The organism is Lysobacter sp. BMK333-48F3 (genome assembly GCF_019733395.1).
Lineage (GTDB): Bacteria > Pseudomonadota > Gammaproteobacteria > Xanthomonadales > Xanthomonadaceae > Lysobacter.
Genome location: NZ_JAIHOO010000001.1, coordinates 446,904 through 467,358 on the forward strand (window position 1 = coordinate 446,904; position 20,455 = coordinate 467,358).

Annotated in this window: 15 protein-coding genes; 4 read left to right on the plus strand and 11 right to left on the minus strand. The window is 69.9% G+C overall.

The features are described from left to right. Positions 1–114: 114 nt before the first annotated feature. A complete protein-coding gene (locus K4L06_RS01715; RefSeq protein WP_221669748.1) occupies positions 115–2,142 on the plus strand; it encodes an amidohydrolase family protein in 2,028 nt (675 codons plus the stop codon). Between the two features lie 230 nt (positions 2,143–2,372). Here the strand turns inward: K4L06_RS01715 and clpB are convergent, their stop codons facing one another. The 7 genes from clpB to rluD form a co-directional block, all read right to left on the minus strand. Beyond that, positions 2,373–4,958 carry an ATP-dependent chaperone ClpB gene (gene clpB, locus K4L06_RS01720; protein WP_221669749.1) on the minus strand — a complete coding sequence of 862 codons (2,586 nt, stop codon included), beginning with the start codon at positions 4,956–4,958 and terminating at the stop codon, positions 2,373–2,375. A 533-nt stretch (positions 4,959–5,491) separates the two neighbouring features. Further along, positions 5,492–6,022: a lactoylglutathione lyase gene (gene gloA / locus K4L06_RS01725; RefSeq protein ID WP_221669750.1), complete on the minus strand. Its 531-nt coding sequence runs from the start codon at positions 6,020–6,022 to the stop codon at positions 5,492–5,494. Positions 6,023–6,076: 54 nt separating this feature from the next. Then, complete coding sequence (locus K4L06_RS01730) at positions 6,077–7,672, minus strand: hypothetical protein (RefSeq protein ID WP_221669751.1); 1,596 nt, start codon at positions 7,670–7,672, stop codon at positions 6,077–6,079. Between the two features lie 316 nt (positions 7,673–7,988). Beyond that, positions 7,989–8,693: a DUF4166 domain-containing protein gene (locus K4L06_RS01735; RefSeq protein WP_221669752.1), complete on the minus strand. Its 705-nt coding sequence runs from the start codon at positions 8,691–8,693 to the stop codon at positions 7,989–7,991. Beyond that, positions 8,693–9,514, minus strand: a complete 822-nt coding sequence (locus K4L06_RS01740) for a hypothetical protein (protein WP_221669753.1) — start codon at positions 9,512–9,514, stop codon at positions 8,693–8,695. Before K4L06_RS01740 ends, K4L06_RS01735 begins: the two co-directional genes overlap by 1 nt. A gap of 2 nt (positions 9,515–9,516) precedes the next feature. Continuing rightward, complete coding sequence (gene pgeF, locus K4L06_RS01745) at positions 9,517–10,290, minus strand: peptidoglycan editing factor PgeF (protein WP_221669754.1); 774 nt, start codon at positions 10,288–10,290, stop codon at positions 9,517–9,519. After that, positions 10,287–11,261, minus strand: a complete 975-nt coding sequence (gene rluD / locus K4L06_RS01750; protein WP_221669755.1) for a 23S rRNA pseudouridine(1911/1915/1917) synthase RluD — start codon at positions 11,259–11,261, stop codon at positions 10,287–10,289. The genes pgeF and rluD overlap by 4 nt, the downstream gene beginning before the upstream one ends. Positions 11,262–11,367: 106 nt before the next feature. Between rluD and K4L06_RS01755 the strand changes: the two genes are divergently transcribed. Beyond that, positions 11,368–12,270: an outer membrane protein assembly factor BamD gene (locus K4L06_RS01755; RefSeq protein WP_221669756.1), complete on the plus strand. Its 903-nt coding sequence runs from the start codon at positions 11,368–11,370 to the stop codon at positions 12,268–12,270. A gap of 253 nt (positions 12,271–12,523) precedes the next feature. On the opposite strand, the gene K4L06_RS01760 is transcribed toward K4L06_RS01755, so the two are convergent. The 4 genes from K4L06_RS01760 to sucC all read right to left on the minus strand — a co-directional run bounded on the left by K4L06_RS01760 (position 12,524) and on the right by sucC (position 17,005). After that, entirely contained in the window at positions 12,524–14,161 is a 1,638-nt protein-coding gene (locus K4L06_RS01760) for an NAD+ synthase (protein ID WP_221669757.1), read from the minus strand. Positions 14,162–14,182: 21 nt separating this feature from the next. Continuing rightward, on the minus strand, positions 14,183–14,539 hold the full coding sequence (locus K4L06_RS01765; RefSeq protein WP_221669758.1) for an endonuclease domain-containing protein: 357 nt from the start codon (positions 14,537–14,539) through the stop codon (positions 14,183–14,185). Between the two features lie 411 nt (positions 14,540–14,950). Continuing rightward, the gene (gene sucD / locus K4L06_RS01770) at positions 14,951–15,826 is read right to left on the minus strand and encodes a succinate--CoA ligase subunit alpha (protein ID WP_221669759.1); all 876 of its coding nucleotides are present in this window, start codon (positions 15,824–15,826) and stop codon (positions 14,951–14,953) included. A gap of 12 nt (positions 15,827–15,838) precedes the next feature. Next, on the minus strand, positions 15,839–17,005 hold the full coding sequence (gene sucC, locus K4L06_RS01775) for an ADP-forming succinate--CoA ligase subunit beta (RefSeq protein ID WP_221669760.1): 1,167 nt from the start codon (positions 17,003–17,005) through the stop codon (positions 15,839–15,841). A 218-nt stretch (positions 17,006–17,223) separates the two neighbouring features. Here sucC and K4L06_RS01780 point away from each other — a divergent pair, with 218 nt between their 5' ends. Both K4L06_RS01780 and K4L06_RS01785 read left to right on the plus strand, forming a co-directional pair. Then, the gene (locus K4L06_RS01780; protein WP_221669761.1) at positions 17,224–18,849 is read left to right on the plus strand and encodes an ATP-binding protein; all 1,626 of its coding nucleotides are present in this window, start codon (positions 17,224–17,226) and stop codon (positions 18,847–18,849) included. A gap of 93 nt (positions 18,850–18,942) precedes the next feature. Then, positions 18,943–20,364 (plus strand): sigma-54 dependent transcriptional regulator, encoded by a 1,422-nt coding sequence (locus tag K4L06_RS01785; protein ID WP_221669762.1) that lies wholly within the window; start codon positions 18,943–18,945, stop codon positions 20,362–20,364. Positions 20,365–20,455: the final 91 nt, after the last annotated feature.

The window sequence follows — 20,455 nt, forward strand, 5'->3', positions numbered from 1 at the left end:
GCCGGGAGCCGCGTTTTCGTGTTTCCGGCACATCCCGGGCGCAGCGGATCGGCTATACAACGCCGGGGCGCATCCGCGCCGCCGCACGCCAGAACACCCTGCCGGAGCCCGTCGATGCGCCCGATCGTTGTGCTGTCGCTGTGCCTGTCCGTCGCCCTCGCCCTTCCCGCCGCCGCTGCGCCCGGCAAACGCGACTACGTGGTGCTGATGCAGGGCCGCGTCGCCGGCGAGCAGAGCGTCGCCACCGCCGCCGACGGCTCGGTGCAGGTCGAGTACCAGTTCGCCGACCGCGGCCGCGGCGACCGCAGCAGCACGCGCTGGCGGATCAACGACGACGGCACCCTGCGCGAGTACAGCGGCCAGGGCAACGACTACCTCAAGACGCCGTTCGAGGAGAGCTACCGGGTCGACGGCAGCCAGGCCCGTTGGAGCAATCCCAGCGAGCAGGGCCGGCGCGACCTCGCCGCGCCGGCATTCTTCCTGCCGCTGCAGGCCGCGCCCGAAGCCACCGGCGCGCTCGCCCGCGCCCTGCTCAAGGCGCCGCAGCGCCGGCTCGCCCTGCTGCCGGCCGGCGAGGCCAGCAGCCGCGATCTGGGCGAACACGAGATCGCCGGCGCGCAAGGCCCGGTCAGGCTGCGCCTGCAGGGCATCGAGGGCCTGGACTTCACCCCGCGCCTGGTCTGGCTGCGCGAGGACGGCAGCACCGCGGCGGTGATCGCCGCCGCCGGCTGGTTCTCGGTGGTCGATCGCGAGTTCGAGGCGGCCACGCCGAAACTGATCGAGTTGCAGGAAGCCGCCGCCGCGGGCTGGGCCGCCGACCTGGCCCGGCGCCTGACCCATGCGCCCACCGGCCCGCTGCTGATCCGCAACGCGCGCGTGTTCGACCCGCGCGACCTCAGCGTCGCCGCCGGCAGCAGCGTGCTGATCGAAGGCGAACGCATCGTCCGGGTCGCGCCCGACGCGCAGTTGAGCGCGCCGGCCGGCGCCGAAGTGTTCGACGCGCGCGGGCGCTTCCTGATGCCCGGCCTGTGGGACGTGCACAAGCACTACACCGGCGCCCACGACGGCGCGCTCGACATCGCCGCCGGCATCACCAGCGCGCGCGACGTCGCCAACGACTTCGAAGCCTTCCCGGCGCGGGTCAAACGCTTCGACGCCGGCAGCGAAATCGGCCCGCGGGTGATGATGGCCGGCTTCATCGACGGCCCCGGCCCCTACGCCGGGCCGACCAAGATGCTGGTGGCCACGGCCGAGGAAGCGCGCAAGGCGGTGGATTTCTACGCCGACCGCGGCTACATGCAGATCAAGAGCTACTCCTCGCTCAAGCCCGAGCTGGTGCCGGTGATCGCCGACCGCGCGCACCGGCGCGGCCTGCGCTACAGCGGCCACGTGCCGGCGTTCATGTCGGCGCGGCAGTTCGTCGAGGCCGGCGCCGACGAGCTGCAGCACCTGCTGTTCGTCGAACTCAATTTCATGTATCCGCGGGTACAGGACACCCAGACCATGAAGCGGCTGACCGAAGTCGCCGCGCATGCGCACGAGTACCCGCCCGAGCACCCGCAGGTGCGCGAGTTCATCGACTTCCTCAAGCGCCACCGAACCACGCTCGACCCGACCATGGCCCTGGCCGAGGACCTGTTCGGCGGCGATCCCAGCGACAAGACCCCGCCCGGTCTGCGCGGCGTGGCCGAGCGGCTGCCGCCGCAGGCGCAGCGCAATCTCAGCTGGGGCGCGCTGAAACCGCCGCAGGGCGAGGAGCAGGCCTACCGCCAGGCCTTCCCGAGCATGCTCAAGCTGCTCAAGGCCTTGCACGAGGCCGGGGTGATCCTGCTGCCGGGCACCGACGCTCTGGCCGGCTACATGCTGCATGCCGAGTTGGAGGTGTACGCGCGCGCCGGCATCCCGAATGCCGAAGTGCTGCGCCTGGCGACCCTGACCCCGGCGCAGGTGTTCGGCGTCGATACCCAGCGCGGCGCGATCGCGCCGGGCCGCTACGCCGACCTGGTGCTGATCGACGGCGATCCGCTGCGCGACATGCGCGACATCCGCAAGGTCGACGCGGTATTCAAGGGCGGCAAGCGGTTCGACCCGGAGCAGATCGAGCGGGCGCTGGGGATCGTGCCGCGCAAGGCGGCGCAGTGAGGCGCCTTTTGTAGGAGCGGCGTAAGCCGCGACCCCAGTGGCGACGTACGCGAGCGTAGCCGTAGTCGCCGCAGCCCAGGCAATAGGGTTTCTTCGCCTTGTCGCGTGGCCGCAGTATGGAAATCCGTGGCTTCGCCGGTCGCGGCTTACGCCGCTCCTACAGGACCGGCTGCACAACGAAAAACGGCCCGCATCGCGGGCCGTTTTTTCTCGATCGCCGTTGGCTCGATTCAGCCCTTGCGGAACACCAGGTGCCCGCCCTCGGCCTCGACCTGGATGGTGTCGCCGCTGACGAACTCGCCGCCGAGGATGCGCTGCGCCAGCGGGTTCTCGATCTGCTGCTGGATCGCCCGCTTGAGCGGACGCGCGCCGTAGACCGGGTCGAAACCGACGTTGCCGATCAGGTTCAACGCAGTCTCGCTCAGCGCCAGCTTCAGGCCGCGTTCGCCCAGGCGCTTCTCCAAACCATGCAACTGGATCTTGGCGATCTCGCGGATCTGGCCCTTCTCCAGCGGGTGGAACACGACGATATCGTCCAGGCGGTTGATGAACTCCGGGCGGAAATGGGTCTGGACCACCCCCATCACCGCCGCCTTCATCTGCGTATAGGCCTCGGCCGAAGTGTCGTTGCTCAGCTCCTGGATCATCTGCGAACCCAGGTTCGAGGTCATCACGATCACCGTGTTGCGGAAGTCCACGGTGCGGCCCTGGCCGTCGGTCAGGCGGCCGTCGTCGAGCACCTGCAGCAGGATGTTGAACACGTCCGGATGCGCCTTCTCGACCTCGTCGAGCAGGATCACGCTGTACGGGCGGCGGCGCACCGCTTCGGTGAGGTAGCCGCCCTCTTCATAGCCGACATAGCCCGGAGGCGCGCCGACCAGGCGGCTGACCGCGTGCTTCTCCATGAACTCGCTCATGTCGATGCGCACCATCGCATCCGAAGAGTCGAACAGGAACTCGGCCAGGGCCTTGCACAGCTCGGTCTTGCCGACGCCGGTCGGGCCCAGGAACAGGAACGAGCCGCTGGGACGGTTGGGATCGGACAGGCCGGCGCGCGAACGCCGCACCGCGTCGGACACCACCCGCACCGCCTCGTCCTGGCCGACCACGCGCGCGTGCAGGGCCTGCTCCATCTTGAGCAGTTTCTCGCGCTCGCCTTCGAGCATCTTCGACACCGGAATGCCGGTCCAGCGCGCCACCACCTCGGCGATCTCTTCCGCGGTGACCTTGTCCTGCAGCAGCTTGAAGCCCTGGGTCTCGGCTTCCTGCGCGGCCTTGAGCTGCTTCTCCAGCTCCGGCAGCTTGCCGTACTGGATCTCGCTCATCCGGCCGAAGTCCTGGGTGCGCTGGGCGGCCTCCAGGTCGAGCTTGGCCTGCTCGATCTGCTCCTTGATCTTGGTCGCGCCCTGCAGGGTCGCCTTCTCGGCCTTCCACACCTCTTCCAGGTCGTTGAACTCGCGCTCGAGCACGCCGATCTCGGCTTCCAGGTCGGCCAGGCGCTGCCTGGATTCGGCGTCCTTCTCCTTCTTCAGCGCCTCGCGCTGGATCTTGAGCTGGATCAGCCGGCGTTCCTTGCGGTCGAGCTCTTCGGGCTTGGAGTCGATCTCCATGCGGATGCGCGAGGCCGCTTCGTCCATCAGGTCGATGGCCTTGTCGGGCAACTGGCGGTCGGCGATGTAGCGGTGCGACAGGGTCGCCGCGGCGACGATCGCCGGGTCGGTGATCTCCACGCCATGGTGCACCGCGTAGCGCTCCTTGAGGCCGCGCAGGATGGCGATGGTGTCCTCGACCGAGGGCTCGCCGACGAACACCTTCTGGAAGCGGCGCTCCAGCGCGGCGTCCTTCTCCACGTACTTGCGGTACTCGTCCAGGGTGGTCGCGCCGATGCAGTGCAGCTCGCCGCGCGCCAGCGCCGGCTTGAGCATGTTGCCGGCGTCCATAGCGCCTTCGGCCTTGCCGGCGCCGACCATGGTGTGCAGTTCGTCGATGAACAGGATCACCTGGCCTTCGTTCTTGGCCAGGTCGTTGAGCACCGCCTTCAGCCGCTCCTCGAACTCGCCGCGGAACTTGGCCCCGGCGATCAGCGCGCCCATGTCGAGCGACAGCACGCGCTTGCCGCGCAGGCCTTCGGGCACTTCGTTGTTGATGATGCGCTGGGCCAGGCCCTCGACGATCGCGGTCTTGCCGACGCCGGGCTCGCCGATCAGCACCGGGTTGTTCTTGGTCCGGCGCTGCAGCACCTGGATGGTGCGGCGGATTTCCTCGTCGCGGCCGACTACCGGATCGAGCTTGCCGTTCTCGGCGCGCGCGGTCAGGTCGATGCAGTACTTCTCCAGCGCCTGGCGCTGTTCCTCGGCGTTTTCCGATTGCACGCTTTCGCCTCCGCGGAGTTTGTCGATGGCCGGCTCGAGCTTGGCCTTGCTCGCGCCGGCCGCCTTCAGCGCGCGGCCGGCGTCGCCGCTGTCGTCGAGCGCGGCGAGCAGGAACAGTTCGCTGGCGATGAAGGCGTCGCCGCGCTGCTGGGCCAGCTTGTCGGTGACGTTGAGCAGGCGCGCCAGGTCGTTGCCGACCGAGACCTGACCGGCCTGGCCGGACACCTTGGGCAGTTTTTCCAGCGCTTCGCCGAGGCGCTCGCGCAGCAGCGGCACGTTGACGCCGGCCTGGGCCAGCAGGGGCCGGGTGCTGCCGCCGTTCTGCTCGAGCAAGGCGGTCAGCAGATGCGCCGGTTCGATCACGCTGTGGTCGCGCCCGACCGCCAGCGACTGCGCGTCCGACAGGGCCTGCTGGAAGCGCGAGGTCAGCTTGTCCATCCGCATGGAGGGTTCTCCGTAAGGTAGGGGCGGCTGGAGCGCGAGTGTCGCGCGGCGGCCGCGAATGAGCTGTTAATGCGGCCGCAGGGACGCCTTTCAAGGCGCGCGCAGCCGGGCCGGCCTCAAGGCAAGGGGGCCGCGACCGGCGCCTGGCGAGCGGACCGGTCGATGGTCGGGGCGCGGGGGATAAGCGTCGGGGCGCGACGGGGCGGCTGACTTTGGGGCGATGGGCAAGAGCAAATCCCCCCTAGCCCCCTTTTTCAAAGGGGGGAACTGCGGTGTGGCGGTTTACAGGCGGGGAACTGCTGTGCGGCGCTTGAAACGGCGCTCGCGAGGCGGGGACGACGGTCGTGGAGCGTCGTTGCCCCCTTTGGAAAAGGGGGCGGCGAGCGCGCAGCGGTCGCGGGGGATTTGAGCTTTTGCGGTTGAGAGCTACGGCAACAGCAAATCCCCCCTAGCCCCCCTTTTTCAAAGGGGGGAACGGCCGGCGCAAGGGGCGAGGCTCATCAGGAACCGGAGCGGGGTTGGGTTCGCGGCGCTCAGATCCGCGAGGTCGGCTGCAGGATCTCGACCCAGTAGCCGTCCGGATCCTTGATGAAGGCGATGTCCTTCATCCGGCCATCGGTCAGGCGCTTCTGGAACGCTACGCCGAGCGCTTCGAAGCGGGCGCAGGCGGCCTCCACGTCGGGTACCGAGACGCAGATGTGGCCGAAGCCGCGCGGTTCGCTGTTGCCGTGGTGATAAGCGAATTCGGCGTCGGTTTCGGTGCCGTGGTTGTGGGTCAGTTCGAGCACGCCGGGCTGGCTCAGCAGCCATTCGCCGCGCGCCGGCTCCTCGGCCGGGATCGCGCTCTTGTCGGCGACCAGAACCAGGAAGTACAGGCTGAACTTGGCCTCGTCGAAGTCGCGCCGGCGCACCAGGGTGAAGCCGAGCACGCGGGTGTAGAAATCCAGCGAGGCGGCCGGGTCCTTGATCCGCAGCATGGTGTGGTTGAACACGAAGCCGCGGGTCGCGGCTTCGGGCGCGGCGGTCACGCCGGGCACGGCGTCGAGTTGGGTCTGCAGGGACATGGCGCGGGCCGGTTCGAAGGGGAACCGGCTATTTGCGGACTGCCGGCGCCGGTCTCAAGCCGACGGCGCCGACGCCACCGGATCGCGCTGCAAAGACAGCAGACCCAGCAAGATCGCCAGCCCCAGGTAGGCGCCGATGAACTGCCAGGCGATGGTGCGCTGCAGGCCTTCCAGGGCCCAGGGCAGGTACACCCCGCCGCGCGCGTCGACCGAATGGATGATGCCGAACAGGCTCAGACCGGCGCCGCCGAGCAGGAAGGCCGCAGCGCGGCGCAGGCGGCCGTCGACCATCGCCGCGACCGCCGAGGTCCAGATCATCGAGGTCATGATGAAGCCGTTGCCCAAGGCCACGATCACCGCCAGCTCCGGCAGGCCGTGGCCGTCCAGCGCGCCCATCAGCTGGGCGTGCCGGGCCGGGTCGATCCAGGCCGGGTTGCCGGTCTTGATCGACAGCATGTAGGCCACCGGCGGCAGGAAGCCGAACACCATCGCGGTGGCGTGCTTGGCGGGCGTGGCCTGGAAGGCCTGGGTGGTGATGTCGAGCGCGACGTAGACGATGATCGGCGCCAGCACCGTCAACGGCAGCCACTGCACCAGGCCCGAGATCAGCCCGAGCATGCCGCCGAGGCCGACGAACAGGCCGGTCAGCAGGGTGTAGCCGCTGCGCGCGCCCATGTGCTTGTAGGCCGGCTGGCCGATGTAGGGCGTGGTCTGGGCGACGCCGCCGACGAAGCCGGCGATCAAGGTCGAAAAGGCCTCGGCCAGCAGGATGTCGCGGGTGCGGTAGTCGTCGCCGGCGGCGCGCGCGCTCTCGCTGACATTGATGCCGCCGACCACCATCAGCAGGCCGAACGGCAGCAGCAGCGGCAGATACGGCACGGTGTAGGGCAAGCCTTCGAGGAAGCCCAGCGTGGGCAGCGGCAATACCGGCTGCAGCGGCTGCGGAGTCGGCCACTCGAAGCCCGGCGCTCCCCACCCCAGCGCCCCGAAGCCGTAGAACAGCACGGTGCCGAACACGAACGCGACGAACACCCCCGGCAGCTTCACCGGCAACCGCCCCTTCGCCACCAGCACGTACAACAGCAGCCCCAGGGTCATGAATCCGACCAGCGGCGAGCGCAGGGTTTCGATCAGCGGCAGGAAGCCCATCAGCACCAGCGCGGTGCCGGCGATCGAGCCGAGCAGGCCGGCGCGCGGAATCAGCCGGGTCACCGCATCGCCGGCGAAGGACAGGACGAACTTCAGCGCGCCCATCACGATCAGCGAAGCCATGCCGAGCTTCCAGGTGGCGTCGGCGGCGGCGGCCTCGTCCATGCCGGCCTGCTTGAAGCCGACGAAGGCCGGGCCGAGCACCAGCAAGGCCATGCCGATGCTGGTCGGCGCGTCCAGACCCAGCGGCATCGCGGTGACGTCCTCGCGCCCGCTGCGCGCAGCCAGGCGCCGCGCCATCCGGGTGTAGATCAGATTGCCGACCAGCACGCCGAACGCGGTGCCGGGAAACATGCGCGTGTACACGACCTCGGCCGGGAAGCCGAAGATGCCGATCAGGGCGGCGGCGATGAAGCCGAGGATCGACAGGTTGTCGACCACCAGGCCGAAGAAGCCGTTGAGATCGCCGGCGACGAACCACGAGCGCCGAGAACGCTGCATACCGCCGTTCACCGTCCGCGTCCCCCGTACCTCTTACCCGACCCCAGCCATCCCCGGCCACTCCACGCCGGCCATGCCCCGCACAGCGCCCCCCGCCCCGGCTCCGGCGCGGACTCGAAACAGGATGCCAACCAACCAGCAGGAACGTAGCTCATCGACGGTACTCGGGACGCGGGAGGGGCGCTTCCATGCCGGGCGGGTCTGCGATCAGTGCGCAGCCGCGAGTGTGCCGCGATTCGGCCGGCTTGGGGCGGTTGCGCGCCGGCGAATGGGTTATCGGCTTATGTCGGAATGCGCGGCCGGCGCCGGCCGCGCTTCAGTCGTCGACGTCGAGCCAGCCGCGGTAGCGCACCAGCAGGCCGACCAGCGGCAGCCGCGCGGCGACGTCGAAGTGGTAGCGGCCGTCGCGCTCGAACTCGCGCGCGCGCACGCCGGAGAACCAGCTCGTCGGCAGCGGCAGGCCGAGCGCGCGCACCCGCATCAACCGCCAGCACAGGCCCGGATCCTCGACCTCGACCTCGGCGTCGCCCTCGCCCGCTGCCGGCAGCGGCGTCACCGCCGAAGCCACGGTCACCTGCGCGCCGCCCTGCAGCGACAGCACCCCCGACGCGGCCGCCTCGGGCAGGTCGCCGGCCAGTTCCAGGGCGAAGCCGAAGCGCATCGGCCCCAGCCGCTCCAGCACCAGACCGTTGCGCTCGACCAGGCGCGAACGCATCGTCGACTTGCCGAACCGGCGGGTCCAGGTTTCGCCGCGCGCGCCGGCGTCGATCTCGACCTCGATCGGCCCGGCATGCGCCTTGGGCAGGCGGGCGATGCGGGCGAACAAGCGCGCGCACAGGCCCTGGCCGCGCTCGACCTGGGCCTCGCCGCGATAGCTGCGGCGCCCGTCGCGGCCGTGCAGTTGGCGCAGGGTCGGCGGTAGGAACACGAAGCGCACGCCGAGCGCGCGCGGGTACAGACCGGCGCGCGCGCCCAGCCGCGCCGCGTCGCGCGGCGCCTTGTCGACTGCCTGGTTTCGCATCACAGCCCGCGCAGCGCTTCCGGCACGACGTATTGGCGGCCGTCGAAGGCCAGGCGCAAGCTGCTCTTCTCGGTCTTGCCGGGCACGTCCGCGCAGTCCTTGCCCTTGGCCACGTTGCGCCGATGCTCGGTCGTGCTGTTGATGCGCAGCCCGGCGTAGCCGCGGTCGCGCTTGGGGTCGATGGCTACGGTGCGGCGCACGGTTTCGAATTCGCCGGCGCAATTGGTGTCCCACTCGCCGCGCTCTTTTTCGACCTCCAGCTTGCTCAGCACCGGCCGCAGCCGGCCGGCGGCGTCGGCGGCGTACAGGTTCAGCACCGTGCTGCCGTAAGGGTTGGCGCGCGAGGAACCGCTGTAGCCGATGCGCAGGCCGAACGCGGTGGTGCGCTCGTCGAGCTTGTAGCGGGCGGTGTCCAGGCTCAACGAACTGATCTGCACCGCATCGGAGGTCAGCGCGCCGTTCTCGCGGTAGCGCTGCAGGATGCGCGGGCGGACCGAGTCGACCACCAGCACTTCCAGGTCGGCGGTGTCCACGTCCAGGCCGGTGGCGGCTTCGTGCTGCAAGGGCACGGCGAGCAAGGTCTTGTCCGGCGAGGCCGGCCAGACCTTGCAGACGACCTTGCCCAGGTTGACCCAGCGCGTCGACGCGCCGGCGGTGCGCAACAACTCGCCCTCGTCGCCGGTTTCGCCGACCGCGCCGGGATAGGCGGCGCGCAGCAGGTCGTAGGTGCGGTGCTGGCAGTCGACCGCGGCGGCATCGGCGCTGACCAGCGCGGCGAGGGACAAAGACAGGGACAGGACCGTCCGTTGGGCCAAGAGCATCGTCAATCCATCCAGATCAGGGTCGCCATGCGCCCGGTGATGCGGTCGCGGCGGTGGGAGTAGAAGCGTTCGCGGTCGGCGATGGTGCACAGGCCGCCGCCGTGGACATGATCGGCGCTGAGTCCGGCGCGCGCCAGACGGTCGCGCGCCAGCCGATACAGATCGACCCGCCAGTGGCCGGGCCGGGTCGCCGCGAAGGCCGCCGCGGCGGCCGGGTCGGCGGACACGAAAGCGTCGTAGACCTCGGCGCCGATCTCGTAATGCTGCGGACCGGCGGCCGGGCCCAGCCAGGCGTACAGGCGCGAGGGCGCGGCGCGCATCGCCGCGACCGTGGCCTCGAGCACGCCGCCGGCCAGGCCGCGCCAACCCGCATGCGCGGCGCCGACCTCGCCGCCGTCGTCGGCCGCGAACAGCACCGGCAGGCAGTCGGCGGTGAGGATCGCCAGCACCGTGCCCGGGGTCGAGGTCACCGCGGCGTCGGCTTCGGGCTCGTCGCCGTGCGCCTGGCCATCGAAACGCAGCACGCCGGCGCCGTGCACCTGGTGCAGCCAACGCGGCTCGCCCGGCAGGCCGGCGCGCTGCGCCAGCAGTTCGCGATTGCGGCTCACCGCGGCGGGGTCGTCGCGGTGCTCGCCGTAGCGGGTGCCGAGGTTGAGCTGATCGAACGGCGCGGCCGACACGCCCAGGCCGCGGCGCACGGTGGTGAAACCGCGCACCGTGGCCGGCAGCGGCCAGTCCGGCTCGATCCAGGGCGCCGCGCCGGCGCCTGCGCTCATCGCCCGGCCTCGGCCGCCGCGCGCGAATCGGCGCGCAGTTCGGCGACCAGGTGCGACAGATCGGCCGGCACCGGCGCGGTGCAACGCACCGGTTCGCCGCTGAGCGGATGGACGAATTCCAGGGTTTCGGCGTGCAGGGCCTGGCGCTTGAAGCCGCGCAGGGTTTCGATCAGGCCGTCGCTGGCGCCCTTGGGCAGCTTCAGCGGGCCGCCGTACAGCGGGTCGCCGACGATCGGGTGCTTGAGGTGGGCCATATGCACGCGGATCTGGTGGGTGCGCCCGGTTTCCAGCCGGCATTCCAGCAGGGTGTGGGCACGGAAACGCTCGCGCAGGCGGTAGTGGGTGACCGCGTCGCGGCCGTCCTCGCGCACCGCCATGCGCAGGCGGTCGCGCGGGTGGCGGTCGATCGGGGCGTTGGCGGTGCCGCCGGAGACCAGCGCGCCGACCACCACCGCCAGGTACTGCCGGTGCACTTCGCGCGCCGACAGTTGCTCGACCAGCGAGGTATGCGCCGGCAGGGTCCGGGCCACCACCATGACCCCGGAGGTGTCCTTGTCCAGGCGGTGGACGATGCCGGCGCGCGGCAGCGCGGCCAGGCCGGGGTCGCGGTGCAGCAAGGCGTTGACCAGGGTCCCGGCCGGGTTGCCCGCGCCGGGGTGCACGACCAGGCCGGCCGGCTTGTCGAGGACGATCACCTGCTCGTCCTCGTACAGGACGTTCAGGGCGATGTCCTCGGCCACGGCATGGGTCTGGGTGTCGAGCACGACCACCAGTTCGACCGATTCGCCGCCCTGCACCGGGTCGCGCGGCCGGGCTTCGCGGCCGTTCAGGCGGGCGTCGCCGGACTTGATCCAGGCCGCCAGCCGCGAGCGCGAGTAGTCGGGGAACAGTTCGGCCAGCACCGCGTCGAAGCGGCGCCCGGCGGCGCTGTCGGGCACGGTGGCGGTCAGGGTCTCGCGGGTCGGGGTCATCGGCAGGATCTGTGCAGCGAAGGGGAGTACGGGTTCGGTTAAGGGGCTCGACCCGCGGACTGCTATTATCGGCTCTTCGTGCCTCCGGCGCCCGTCGATGCCTGCCATGACCGTACGCTCTGCCCCGTCCCGCGGTTTCATTCGCCTGCTGTCCCTGCTGTTGGTCGTGGCCGTCGCCGGCACCGGCTGCAGCCGCGTCGGCAAGTTGTTCAAGAAGGACAAGGACGCGGACGAGGGGCAGCCGGTCGAGGCCATCTACCAGAAGGCCCACACCTCGATGACCAACGGCAACTGGGCCTCGGCCGAGGTCAGCTTCAAGCGCCTGGTCGCCCAGTACCCGTACGGCCCCTACACCGAGCAGGCGCTGATCGAGACCGCCTACGCCCAGTACAAGTCGGGCAAGCACGACGACGCGATCAGCAGCATCGACCGCTTCATCCGTACCTACCCGACCCACCGCAACATCGCCTATCTCTATTACCTGCGCGGGCTGGTCAATTCCAGCCGCGACACCGTGTTCCTGCAGCGGGTCTGGCGCCTGGACGTCAGCCGCCGCGACCTGGCCACCCCGACCCAGGCCTACAACGACTTCCTGATCGTGCTCGAGCGCTATCCGAACAGCCGCTACGCCGAGGATTCGCGCAAGCGGATGATGGTGCTGCGCGACACCTTCGCCCGCCACGAGCTCGACGCCTCGCTGTACTACCTGCGCCGCACCGCCGACGTCGCCGCCGCCGACCGCGCCAAGTACCTGCTGGAAACCTACCCGCAGAGCCGCTACCAGTACGACGCCGTGGCGGTGCTGCTGACCGCCTACGAGCGCCTGGGCAACCAGACCCTGGCCGCGGACGCGCGCCGGGTGCTGCAGCAGAACGACCCCAACCATCCGGCGCTGAGCGGCGAATGGCCGGACTACCCGAGCAACCTGCGCAAGCTCAACCCGTTCGCGGGCGAGAAGTCGGCGGTGGACAACCGCGACAAACTGGAAGCCGAGCGCCAGAAGCAGTAAGCGCTCCTCGCGCAACGCCGGACACGAAAACGCCGCCCTCGGGCGGCGTTTTTCGTTGCGGCGCGGCTGCGCGGCTTCCTGTGGGGGCGGCGCGAGCCGCGACAACCGGAACGGTTGGATACCGCGCCCCAGCCGAAGCCAGCCCGCGGCAAGACTGCGGGCCCGGACGGCCCGGGCTTCGGCCGCGGCGCTCGCGTACACCTCTGCGGTTGTCGCGGCTCACGCCGCTCCTACAGGGGCGGGGCGGATCCGCTCAGCCGGCGTAGCCGTTGGTGATCGGGTAGCGCCGCTCGCGGCCGAACGCGCGCCGCGACACCTTCGGTCCCGGCGCGGCCTGATGCCGCTTCCATTCGCTGATCCGCACCAGGCGCAGCACCTTGTCGACGATCGCCGGCTCGAAGCCGGCGGCGACGATCTCCTCGCGCGACTGCTCCTGGTCGACGTGGCGCAGCAGGATCGCATCGAGCACGTCGTAGGGCGGCAGCGAGTCCTGGTCCTTCTGGTTCTCGCGCAACTCGGCCGAGGGCGGCCGGTCGATCACCGCCCAGGGAATCACCGGCGCCCCGGCGATCGCGTTGCGCCAGCGCGCCAGCGCGAACACCTCGGTCTTGTACAGGTCCTTGATCGGCGCATAGCCGCCGCACATGTCGCCGTAGATGGTGGCGTAACCGACCGCGTACTCGCTCTTGTTGCCGGTGGTCAGCAGCAGGCCGCCGAACTTGTTGCTCATCGCCATCATCAGCGCGCCGCGGGTACGCGACTGCAGGTTCTCTTCGGTCACGTCCACCGGCTTGCCCTCGAAGGCCTCGGCCAGGGTGTCGAGGAAGCCCTGGAACGGCTTCTCGATCGGCAGCGCCAGCAGCCGCACGCCCTGGGTCGCGCACTGTTCGGCGGCCAGGTCGTTGGACAGGTCGGCGGTGTAGCGCGAGGGCATGCGCACCGCGATCACGTTCTCCGCGCCCAGCGCGTCGACCGCGATCGCCATCACCAGCGAGGAGTCGATCCCGCCCGACAGCCCCAGCCAAACCTTGTCGAAGCCGTTCTTGCGGCAGTAGTCGCGGGTGCCGCGCACCACCGCGCGCCAGGCCAGCGCGTCGCGACCCTCGTCGGCCTCGGCCGGCCAGGCCACCGGCACGAAGCGCCGCTCGCCGTCGTCGTAGTCGGCGATCAGCCAGTGGTCCTCGAACGCGGCCGCGGCCGGGTGCACATGGCCGTCGCCGTCGGCCAGCACCGAGGCGCCGTCGAACACCAGCGCGTCCTGGCCGCCGACCACGTTCAGATAGGCCAGGGCGACCCCGGTCTCCTGCGCGCGCTGCTCCAGCAGGGCATCGCGCTGGGCGTGCTTGTCGCGCTCGAACGGCGAAGCGTTCGGCACCAGCACCAGGCGCGCGCCGGCCGCGGCGGTCGCCGCCAGCGGTTCGGCGAACCATAGGTCTTCGCAGATCACCACCCCGACCGGCACGCCGGCGACCTCGAACACGCAGGCCTCGCCGTCCGGGTCGACGTCGAAGTAGCGGCGCTCGTCGAACACCGCGTAGTTGGGTAGTTCGCGCTTGCGGTAGGTGGCCGCGACCCGGCCGTCGCGCAGCACGCTGGCGGCGTTGTAGACGATCGCCCCGGCCGCCTGCGGCCAGCCGACCACCGCGACGATGCCGCGCGCGGCGCTGGCGATGCGCTGCAGCGCCGCCTCGCATTCGGCCAGGAAGCTCGGCCGCAGCAGCAGGTCTTCGGGCGGATAGCCGCTGATCGCCAGTTCGGGGAACAGCACCACCTCGGCGCCGTGCTCGTCGCGGGCCTGGGCGATCATCGCCGCGATCCGTTCGGCGTTCTTGGCCACCGCGCCGACCGGGAAGTCGAACTGGGCCAGGGCGATGCGCAGGGTCTTGGGCATGGGAATCTACAGGCAGGCAAGTCAGTCGTCGCCGACACGATCGCGGCCGAGGGCGGCATGGATCTGCTCCAGCACCGTTTCGGTCCGCACCAGGACGGCATTGTTCCAGAATCTGAGCACGCGGTAGCCCCGCGCATGCAGATAGGCCGTTCGCGCCAAATCCGGACCCGAGCCGGCATGCTGGCCGCCGTCGGCTTCAACCACCAGAGCGCGTTCGATGCAGACGAAATCCGCCACGTACGGGCCGATCGGGTGCTGACGACGGAACTTGCACCCCATCAGGGCGCGGTTGCGCAGGTGGAACCAGAGCCGGAGTTCGGCATCGGTCATGCGCCGGCGCAATTCTCGGGCGAAGTCGCGTTTTCGGCCTGCGCGCATGAGAAGGACGATCCGGGATCCGGAACTTCAGTCTGATTGCGCGGGATCGTGGAGGACCTAGGAAAGCCCCGGCCCTCACCCCAACCCCTCTCCCGCAAGCGGGAGAGGGGCATTGCCGCGGTCCGACGTAGGGAATCGCCGCCAGGCCGCTCCCAAAACCCGCTAATACCCGGCTCCTGTCGGGCTTCTACCCAACTCCTGTCCAGCTCCTGTCCGGGTACTACCCAGCTTTGGGCCCGGCTCCGGCTTCATTCCCGCCCGGCCCCTCCCCGCTGCTGCCCGCATCCACCCGATCCCGGCGATGCCTAGCCCCTCTCCCGCTTGCGGGAGAGGGGTTGGGGTGAGGGCCCGCCCAACAACGAAGAGCCGCCCGGAGGCGGCTCTTCGAGGCTTCGGCCCGCCGCAGCCGTCTTACTTGGCCAGGCGCGCAGCGATCGCCGCGCCCAGGTCGCCCGGCGACTTGACAGTGGTGACGCCGGCCTTTTCCATCGCCGCGAACTTGCCTTCGGCCGTGCCCGAACCGCCCGAGGCGATCGCGCCGGCGTGGCCCATGCGCTTGCCCTTCGGCGCCGAGGCGCCGGCGATGAAGCCGACCACCGGCTTGGTCACGTACCGGGCGATGAACTCGGCCGCTTCTTCCTCGGCCGAACCGCCGATCTCGCCGACCATGATGATGCCTTCGGTCTGCGGGTCGTCCTGGAACCACTTCAGCGCGTCGATGAAGTTGGTGCCGTTGATCGGGTCGCCGCCGATGCCGATGCAGGTCGACTGGCCCAGGCCCACGTCGGTGGTCTGCTTGACCGCTTCATAGGTCAGCGTGCCCGAACGCGAGACGATGCCGATCTTGCCCGGCTGGTGGATGTGGCCCGGCATGATGCCGATCTTGCACTCGCCCGGGGTGATCACGCCGGGGCAGTTCGGGCCGACCAGGACCACGTCCTCGAAGCCGTTGAGCACGTTCTTGACCCGCAGCATGTCCAGCACCGGAATGCCTTCGGTGATGCAGACGATGACCTTGATGCCGGCGTCGGCGGCTTCCAGGATCGCGTCGGCCGCGAACGGCGGCGGCACGTAGATGACCGAAGCGTCGGCGCCGGTCTCGGCGACCGCGTCGGCGACGGTGTTGAAGACCGGCAGGCCCAGGTGCTCGGTGCCGCCCTTGCCCGGGGTCACGCCGCCGACGACCTTGGTGCCGTAGTCCAGCATCTGCTGGGCGTGGAAGGTGCCTTGCGAGCCGGTGAAGCCCTGCACGATGACCTTGGTGTTTTTGTTGATCAGAACGGACATGTCATCGGCCTCTTACTTACCGGCGGCGGCGGCAACCGCCTTCTTCGCGCCGTCGTTGATGTCGTCGGCCGCAGTGATGGCCAGACCCGAGTTCTTCAGCAGTTCCTTGCCGGCTTCGACGTTGGTGCCTTCCAGGCGCACGATCACCGGGACCTTGACGTCGACTTCCTTGACCGCGGCGATGATGCCTTCGGCGATCATGTCGCAGCGGACGATGCCGCCGAAGATGTTGACGAAGATCGCCTTGACCTTGTCCGAGCTCAGGATCAGCTTGAACGCCTCGGTCACGCGCTCCTTGGTGGCGCCGCCGCCGACGTCGAGGAAGTTGGCCGGCGAGCCGCCGTTGAGCGAGATCACGTCCATGGTCGCCATCGCCAGGCCGGCGCCGTTGACCATGCAGCCGATGTTGCCGTCCATGGTGACGTAGTTGAGGTCGTGCTGGCTGGCCTTGACCTCGGTCTCGTCTTCCTGGCGGATGTCGCGCATCGCGGCCAGTTCGGCGTGGCGGAAGGTCGCGTTGTCGTCGGAGTTGATCTTGCCGTCGAGCACGGCCAGGTCGCCGTTGGTCAGGATCGCCAGCGGGTTCAGCTCGACCAGCGCCAGGTCCTTTTCGTTGAACAGCTTGTACAGGCCCAGCATGATCTTGGTCAGCTGGCCGACCTGCTTGGCGTTCAGACCCAGGTCGAAGCCGAGGTTGCGGCACTCGTAGGGCTGCAGGCCCTGGACGTAGTTCACGTTCAGGGTCTTGATCGCTTCGGGCTTCTCGTGCGCGACCTGCTCGATGTCCATGCCGCCTTCGGCCGAGGCGATGAAGGTGATCGAGCGGGTGCTGCGATCGACCAGCACCGACAGGTACAGTTCCTTGGCGATGTCGGTGGCCTGGGTCACCAGCACGCTGTCGACCGGCAGCTCGACGCCGGCGGTCTGGTAGGTGGCCATCTTGGTGCCGAGCATGCCCTTGGCGTACTCGCGCACTTCGTCGTAGGTCTTGGACAGCTTGACGCCGCCGGCCTTGCCGCGGCCGCCGGCGTGGATCTGCGCCTTGACGACCCAGAAGTCGCCGCCGATCGCCTTGGCAGCGTCGACCGCTTCTTCCGGAGTGCGCGCAACGCGCCCGGCCGGCACTGCGATGCCGTAGTCGGCGAACAGCTGCTTAGCCTGATATTCGTGAAAATTCATGCGTCACCGAGGGGAGTGAAAGACGTCCCGCGCGGACGCGCGGCCAGGGGGCCGGAGCGCGCGCGAGGGGGCCGCATTGTCGCCGATCGGGGCGGGCCGAGCAAAACCCCGCCGCCCGGGCCGCCCGGCCGGGGCCGCAGCGGCCAGGGTCGGGACCGGTCCGGCCAAGCCGCTCGCCCTATACTGCGTGCCATTCCGCCCGCGCCGGGAAACTCCGCTTGCCGTCAGGTCTCGCCCATTCCAGTCCGGCCGATGCCGATCTCGCGCTACGGCGCGAACTGTACTTCTTCACCCTGTACCGGCTGCTGGAAGCCGCGTTGCTGGTGTTTTTCCTGTTCGGCCCGGTCGAAAACCTGATCGGCAGCCCGCGCCACGACCTGTTCGCCCGCTCGCTGGCCCTGGCCTACCTGTTCATCGCCGGCCTGCTGTTCCTGTTCAACGGCCGCGGCGAGCTGCGCAGCCAGGTCTTCTCCGGCATCGCCAGCGACCTGTTCTTCGGCATCCTGGCCATCCACGCCCTGCCCGGCGCCGGCACCGGCATCGCCCTGATGCTGATGTTCAACGTCGGCGCCGCGGCCCTGCTGCTGCGGGCCCGCTACGGCATCGGCGCGGCGGTCGTGGCCTGCCTGGGCCTGATCGGCGAATGGATCTGGAACTGGATCGGCGGCGAAAGCCTGAGCCGGACCATCGCCGAGCCGATCATGTTCGCCCTGGCCTACCTCTCGATCGCCCTGCTCACCAGCGCGCTGGGCCGGCAGATGCGCGAGAGCCAGGAGCTGGCCGAGCGGCGCGGCGCCGAGGCGGCCAACTACGCCGAGGTCAACGAACTGATCATCCGCCGGATGCGCACCGGCGTGCTGCTGGTCGACGGCGAGGGCCGCCTGCGCCTGGCCAACGAGGCGGCGATGCTGCTGCTCGGCGACAGCGGCGAGTACGACGGCCAGCGCCACGGCCACCGGGTGCTGGCCCTGGCCGCGCCGGAACTGGCCCGGCGCCTGAGCCGTTGGCGCACCGAGGGCCGGCCCGACGAAAGCCCGATGCAGTTGGCTCCGGACCTGCCCGAGGTGGTGCCGCGCTTCACCCGTCTGCTCGCCGGCAGCGACCAGACCCTGATCTTCCTCGACGACACCTCGCTGGTCTCGCGCCACGCCGAATCGATCACCCTGGCCGCGCTGGGACGCTTCTCGGCCAGCCTGGCGCACGAGATCCGCAACCCGCTGGCGGCGATCAACTATGCCGTGCAGTTGCTGGAGGAGTCGCGCGACATCGCCGTGTCCGACCGCCGCCTGCTCGAGATCGTGCGCCAGCAGGGCGTGCGCATGAACGGCATCGTCGAGAACGTGCTCGGCATGGCCCGGCGCGAGCCGGCCAAGCCCGAGCACGTCGAGCTGATGGGCTTCGTCCGCCAATTCGTCGACGAATACCGCGCCAGCCACCCGATCGAGCAGGACACCCTGCGCGCGACCGGACCCGACCACCGGGTCGAGACCATGGTCGACCCGCGCCAGCTGCATCAGGCGCTGACCGTGCTGGTGCACAACGCCCTGACCTACGGACGCATGCCGGGGCAGCCGGCGCGGGTCACCGTGAACGTGTATTTCGACGACGTCGGCCTGCCGGCGATCGACGTGCTCGACCGCGGCCCGGGCATTCCCGACTCGGTCGCCGAGCGCCTGTTCCGGCCGTTCTTCACCACCTCCAGCCACGGCACCGGCCTGGGCCTGTATATCGCCCGCGAGCTCTGCCGCGCCAACCAGGCCTCGCTGGATTATGTGCCGGTGCCCGGCGGCGGCGGTTGTTTCCGTATCCGCCTCACCGGCCCCAGCGCTTTGCCGACGCGTTGACCGTACCGCTGCGCATCCCATTCCGGACATATTCAAGCAGAGCATGCTTGGCCGCCACCGCCACGTTAAGATATCGTGGTCGGTGGAGGGCTCATGGCTGAAACCCGTAGTGCATTGGTGGTCGACGACGAACGCGATATTCGCGAGCTGCTCGTCATGACTTTGGGCCGGATGGGCCTTCGTTGCGACACCGCGTCCGGCATCGGCGAGGCGCGCAGTCAGCTGCTGCGCAATCGTTACGATCTGTGCCTGACCGACATGCGCCTGCCCGACGGCTCGGGCATGGAGCTGGTCGCCGAGATCAGCCAGAAATATCCGAATACCCCGGTCGCGATGATCACCGCCTTCGGCAACGTCGAAGCCGCGGTGGAAGCGCTCAAGGCCGGCGCCTTCGATTTCGTCGCCAAACCTGTGGACCTGGCGGTGCTGCGCGACCTGGTGCGCCATGCGCTGGAGCTCAACGAGACCCGGCGCAGCGCAAGCGAGGCGGTCGGCTCGCGCCTGTACGGCGAGTCGCCGGCGATGATCAAACTGCGCCAGACCCTGGCCAAGGTCGCGCGCAGCCAGGCGCCGGTGTATATCGCCGGCGAATCCGGCGTGGGCAAGGAACTGGTCGCCCGCACCATCCATTCCGAAGGCGGCCGCGCCGACGGCCCGTTCGTGCCGGTCAACTGCGGCGCGATCCCGGCCGAGCTGATGGAAAGCGAGTTCTTCGGCCACAAGAAGGGCAGCTTCACCGGCGCCCACGCCGACAAGCCCGGCCTGTTCCAGGCCGCCGACGGCGGCACCCTGTTCCTGGACGAGGTCGCCGAGCTGCCGCTGCCGATGCAGGTCAAGCTGCTGCGCGCGATCCAGGAAAAATCGATCCGCCCGGTCGGCGCCCAGGCCGAGGTGGTGGTCGACGTGCGGATCCTGTCGGCGACCCACAAGGATCTCGCCGCCCTGGTGGCCGACGGCCGCTTCCGCCAGGACTTGTACTACCGCATCAACGTCATCGAGCTGCGCGTGCCGCCGCTGCGCGAGCGCCTCGACGACCTGCCCGGCCTGGCCGCCAAGATCCTGCAGCGCCTGGCCGGCAACCAGGGCCGCGCGGTGCCGCGCCTGGGCGACGACGCGCTGGACGCGCTGCGCGCCTACGGCTTCCCCGGCAACGTGCGCGAGTTGGAGAACATCCTCGAACGCGCCCTGGCCCTGGCCGAAGGCGAGGTGCTCAACGCCAGCGACCTGCGCCTGCCGCGCCTGGCGACCCAGGGCGCCCCGGTCGAGACCGGCGCCGGCGCTGGCGCAGTGGCCGGCTCCAGCGCACCGGCCGCGCCCGCGGCCGTCGACCCGCGCACGCTCAACCCCCGCGACACCGCCACCAGCGCCCTGCCCTCCTACATCGAGGAGATCGAGCGCGCGGCGATCCAGCAGGCGCTGCAAGAGAACCGCTACAACAAGACCCGCACCGCCGCGGCGCTGGGCATCACCTTCCGCGCCCTGCGCTACAAGCTCAAGAAGCTCGGCATCGACTGACCCGGCCCGGTCCGTCGCGGCTCGCGACGGCCCCCTGGCGAACCGCGGCGGTTCGCCACGGCCGCAGCCCCTGCGGCGAAAGCAGCAATGC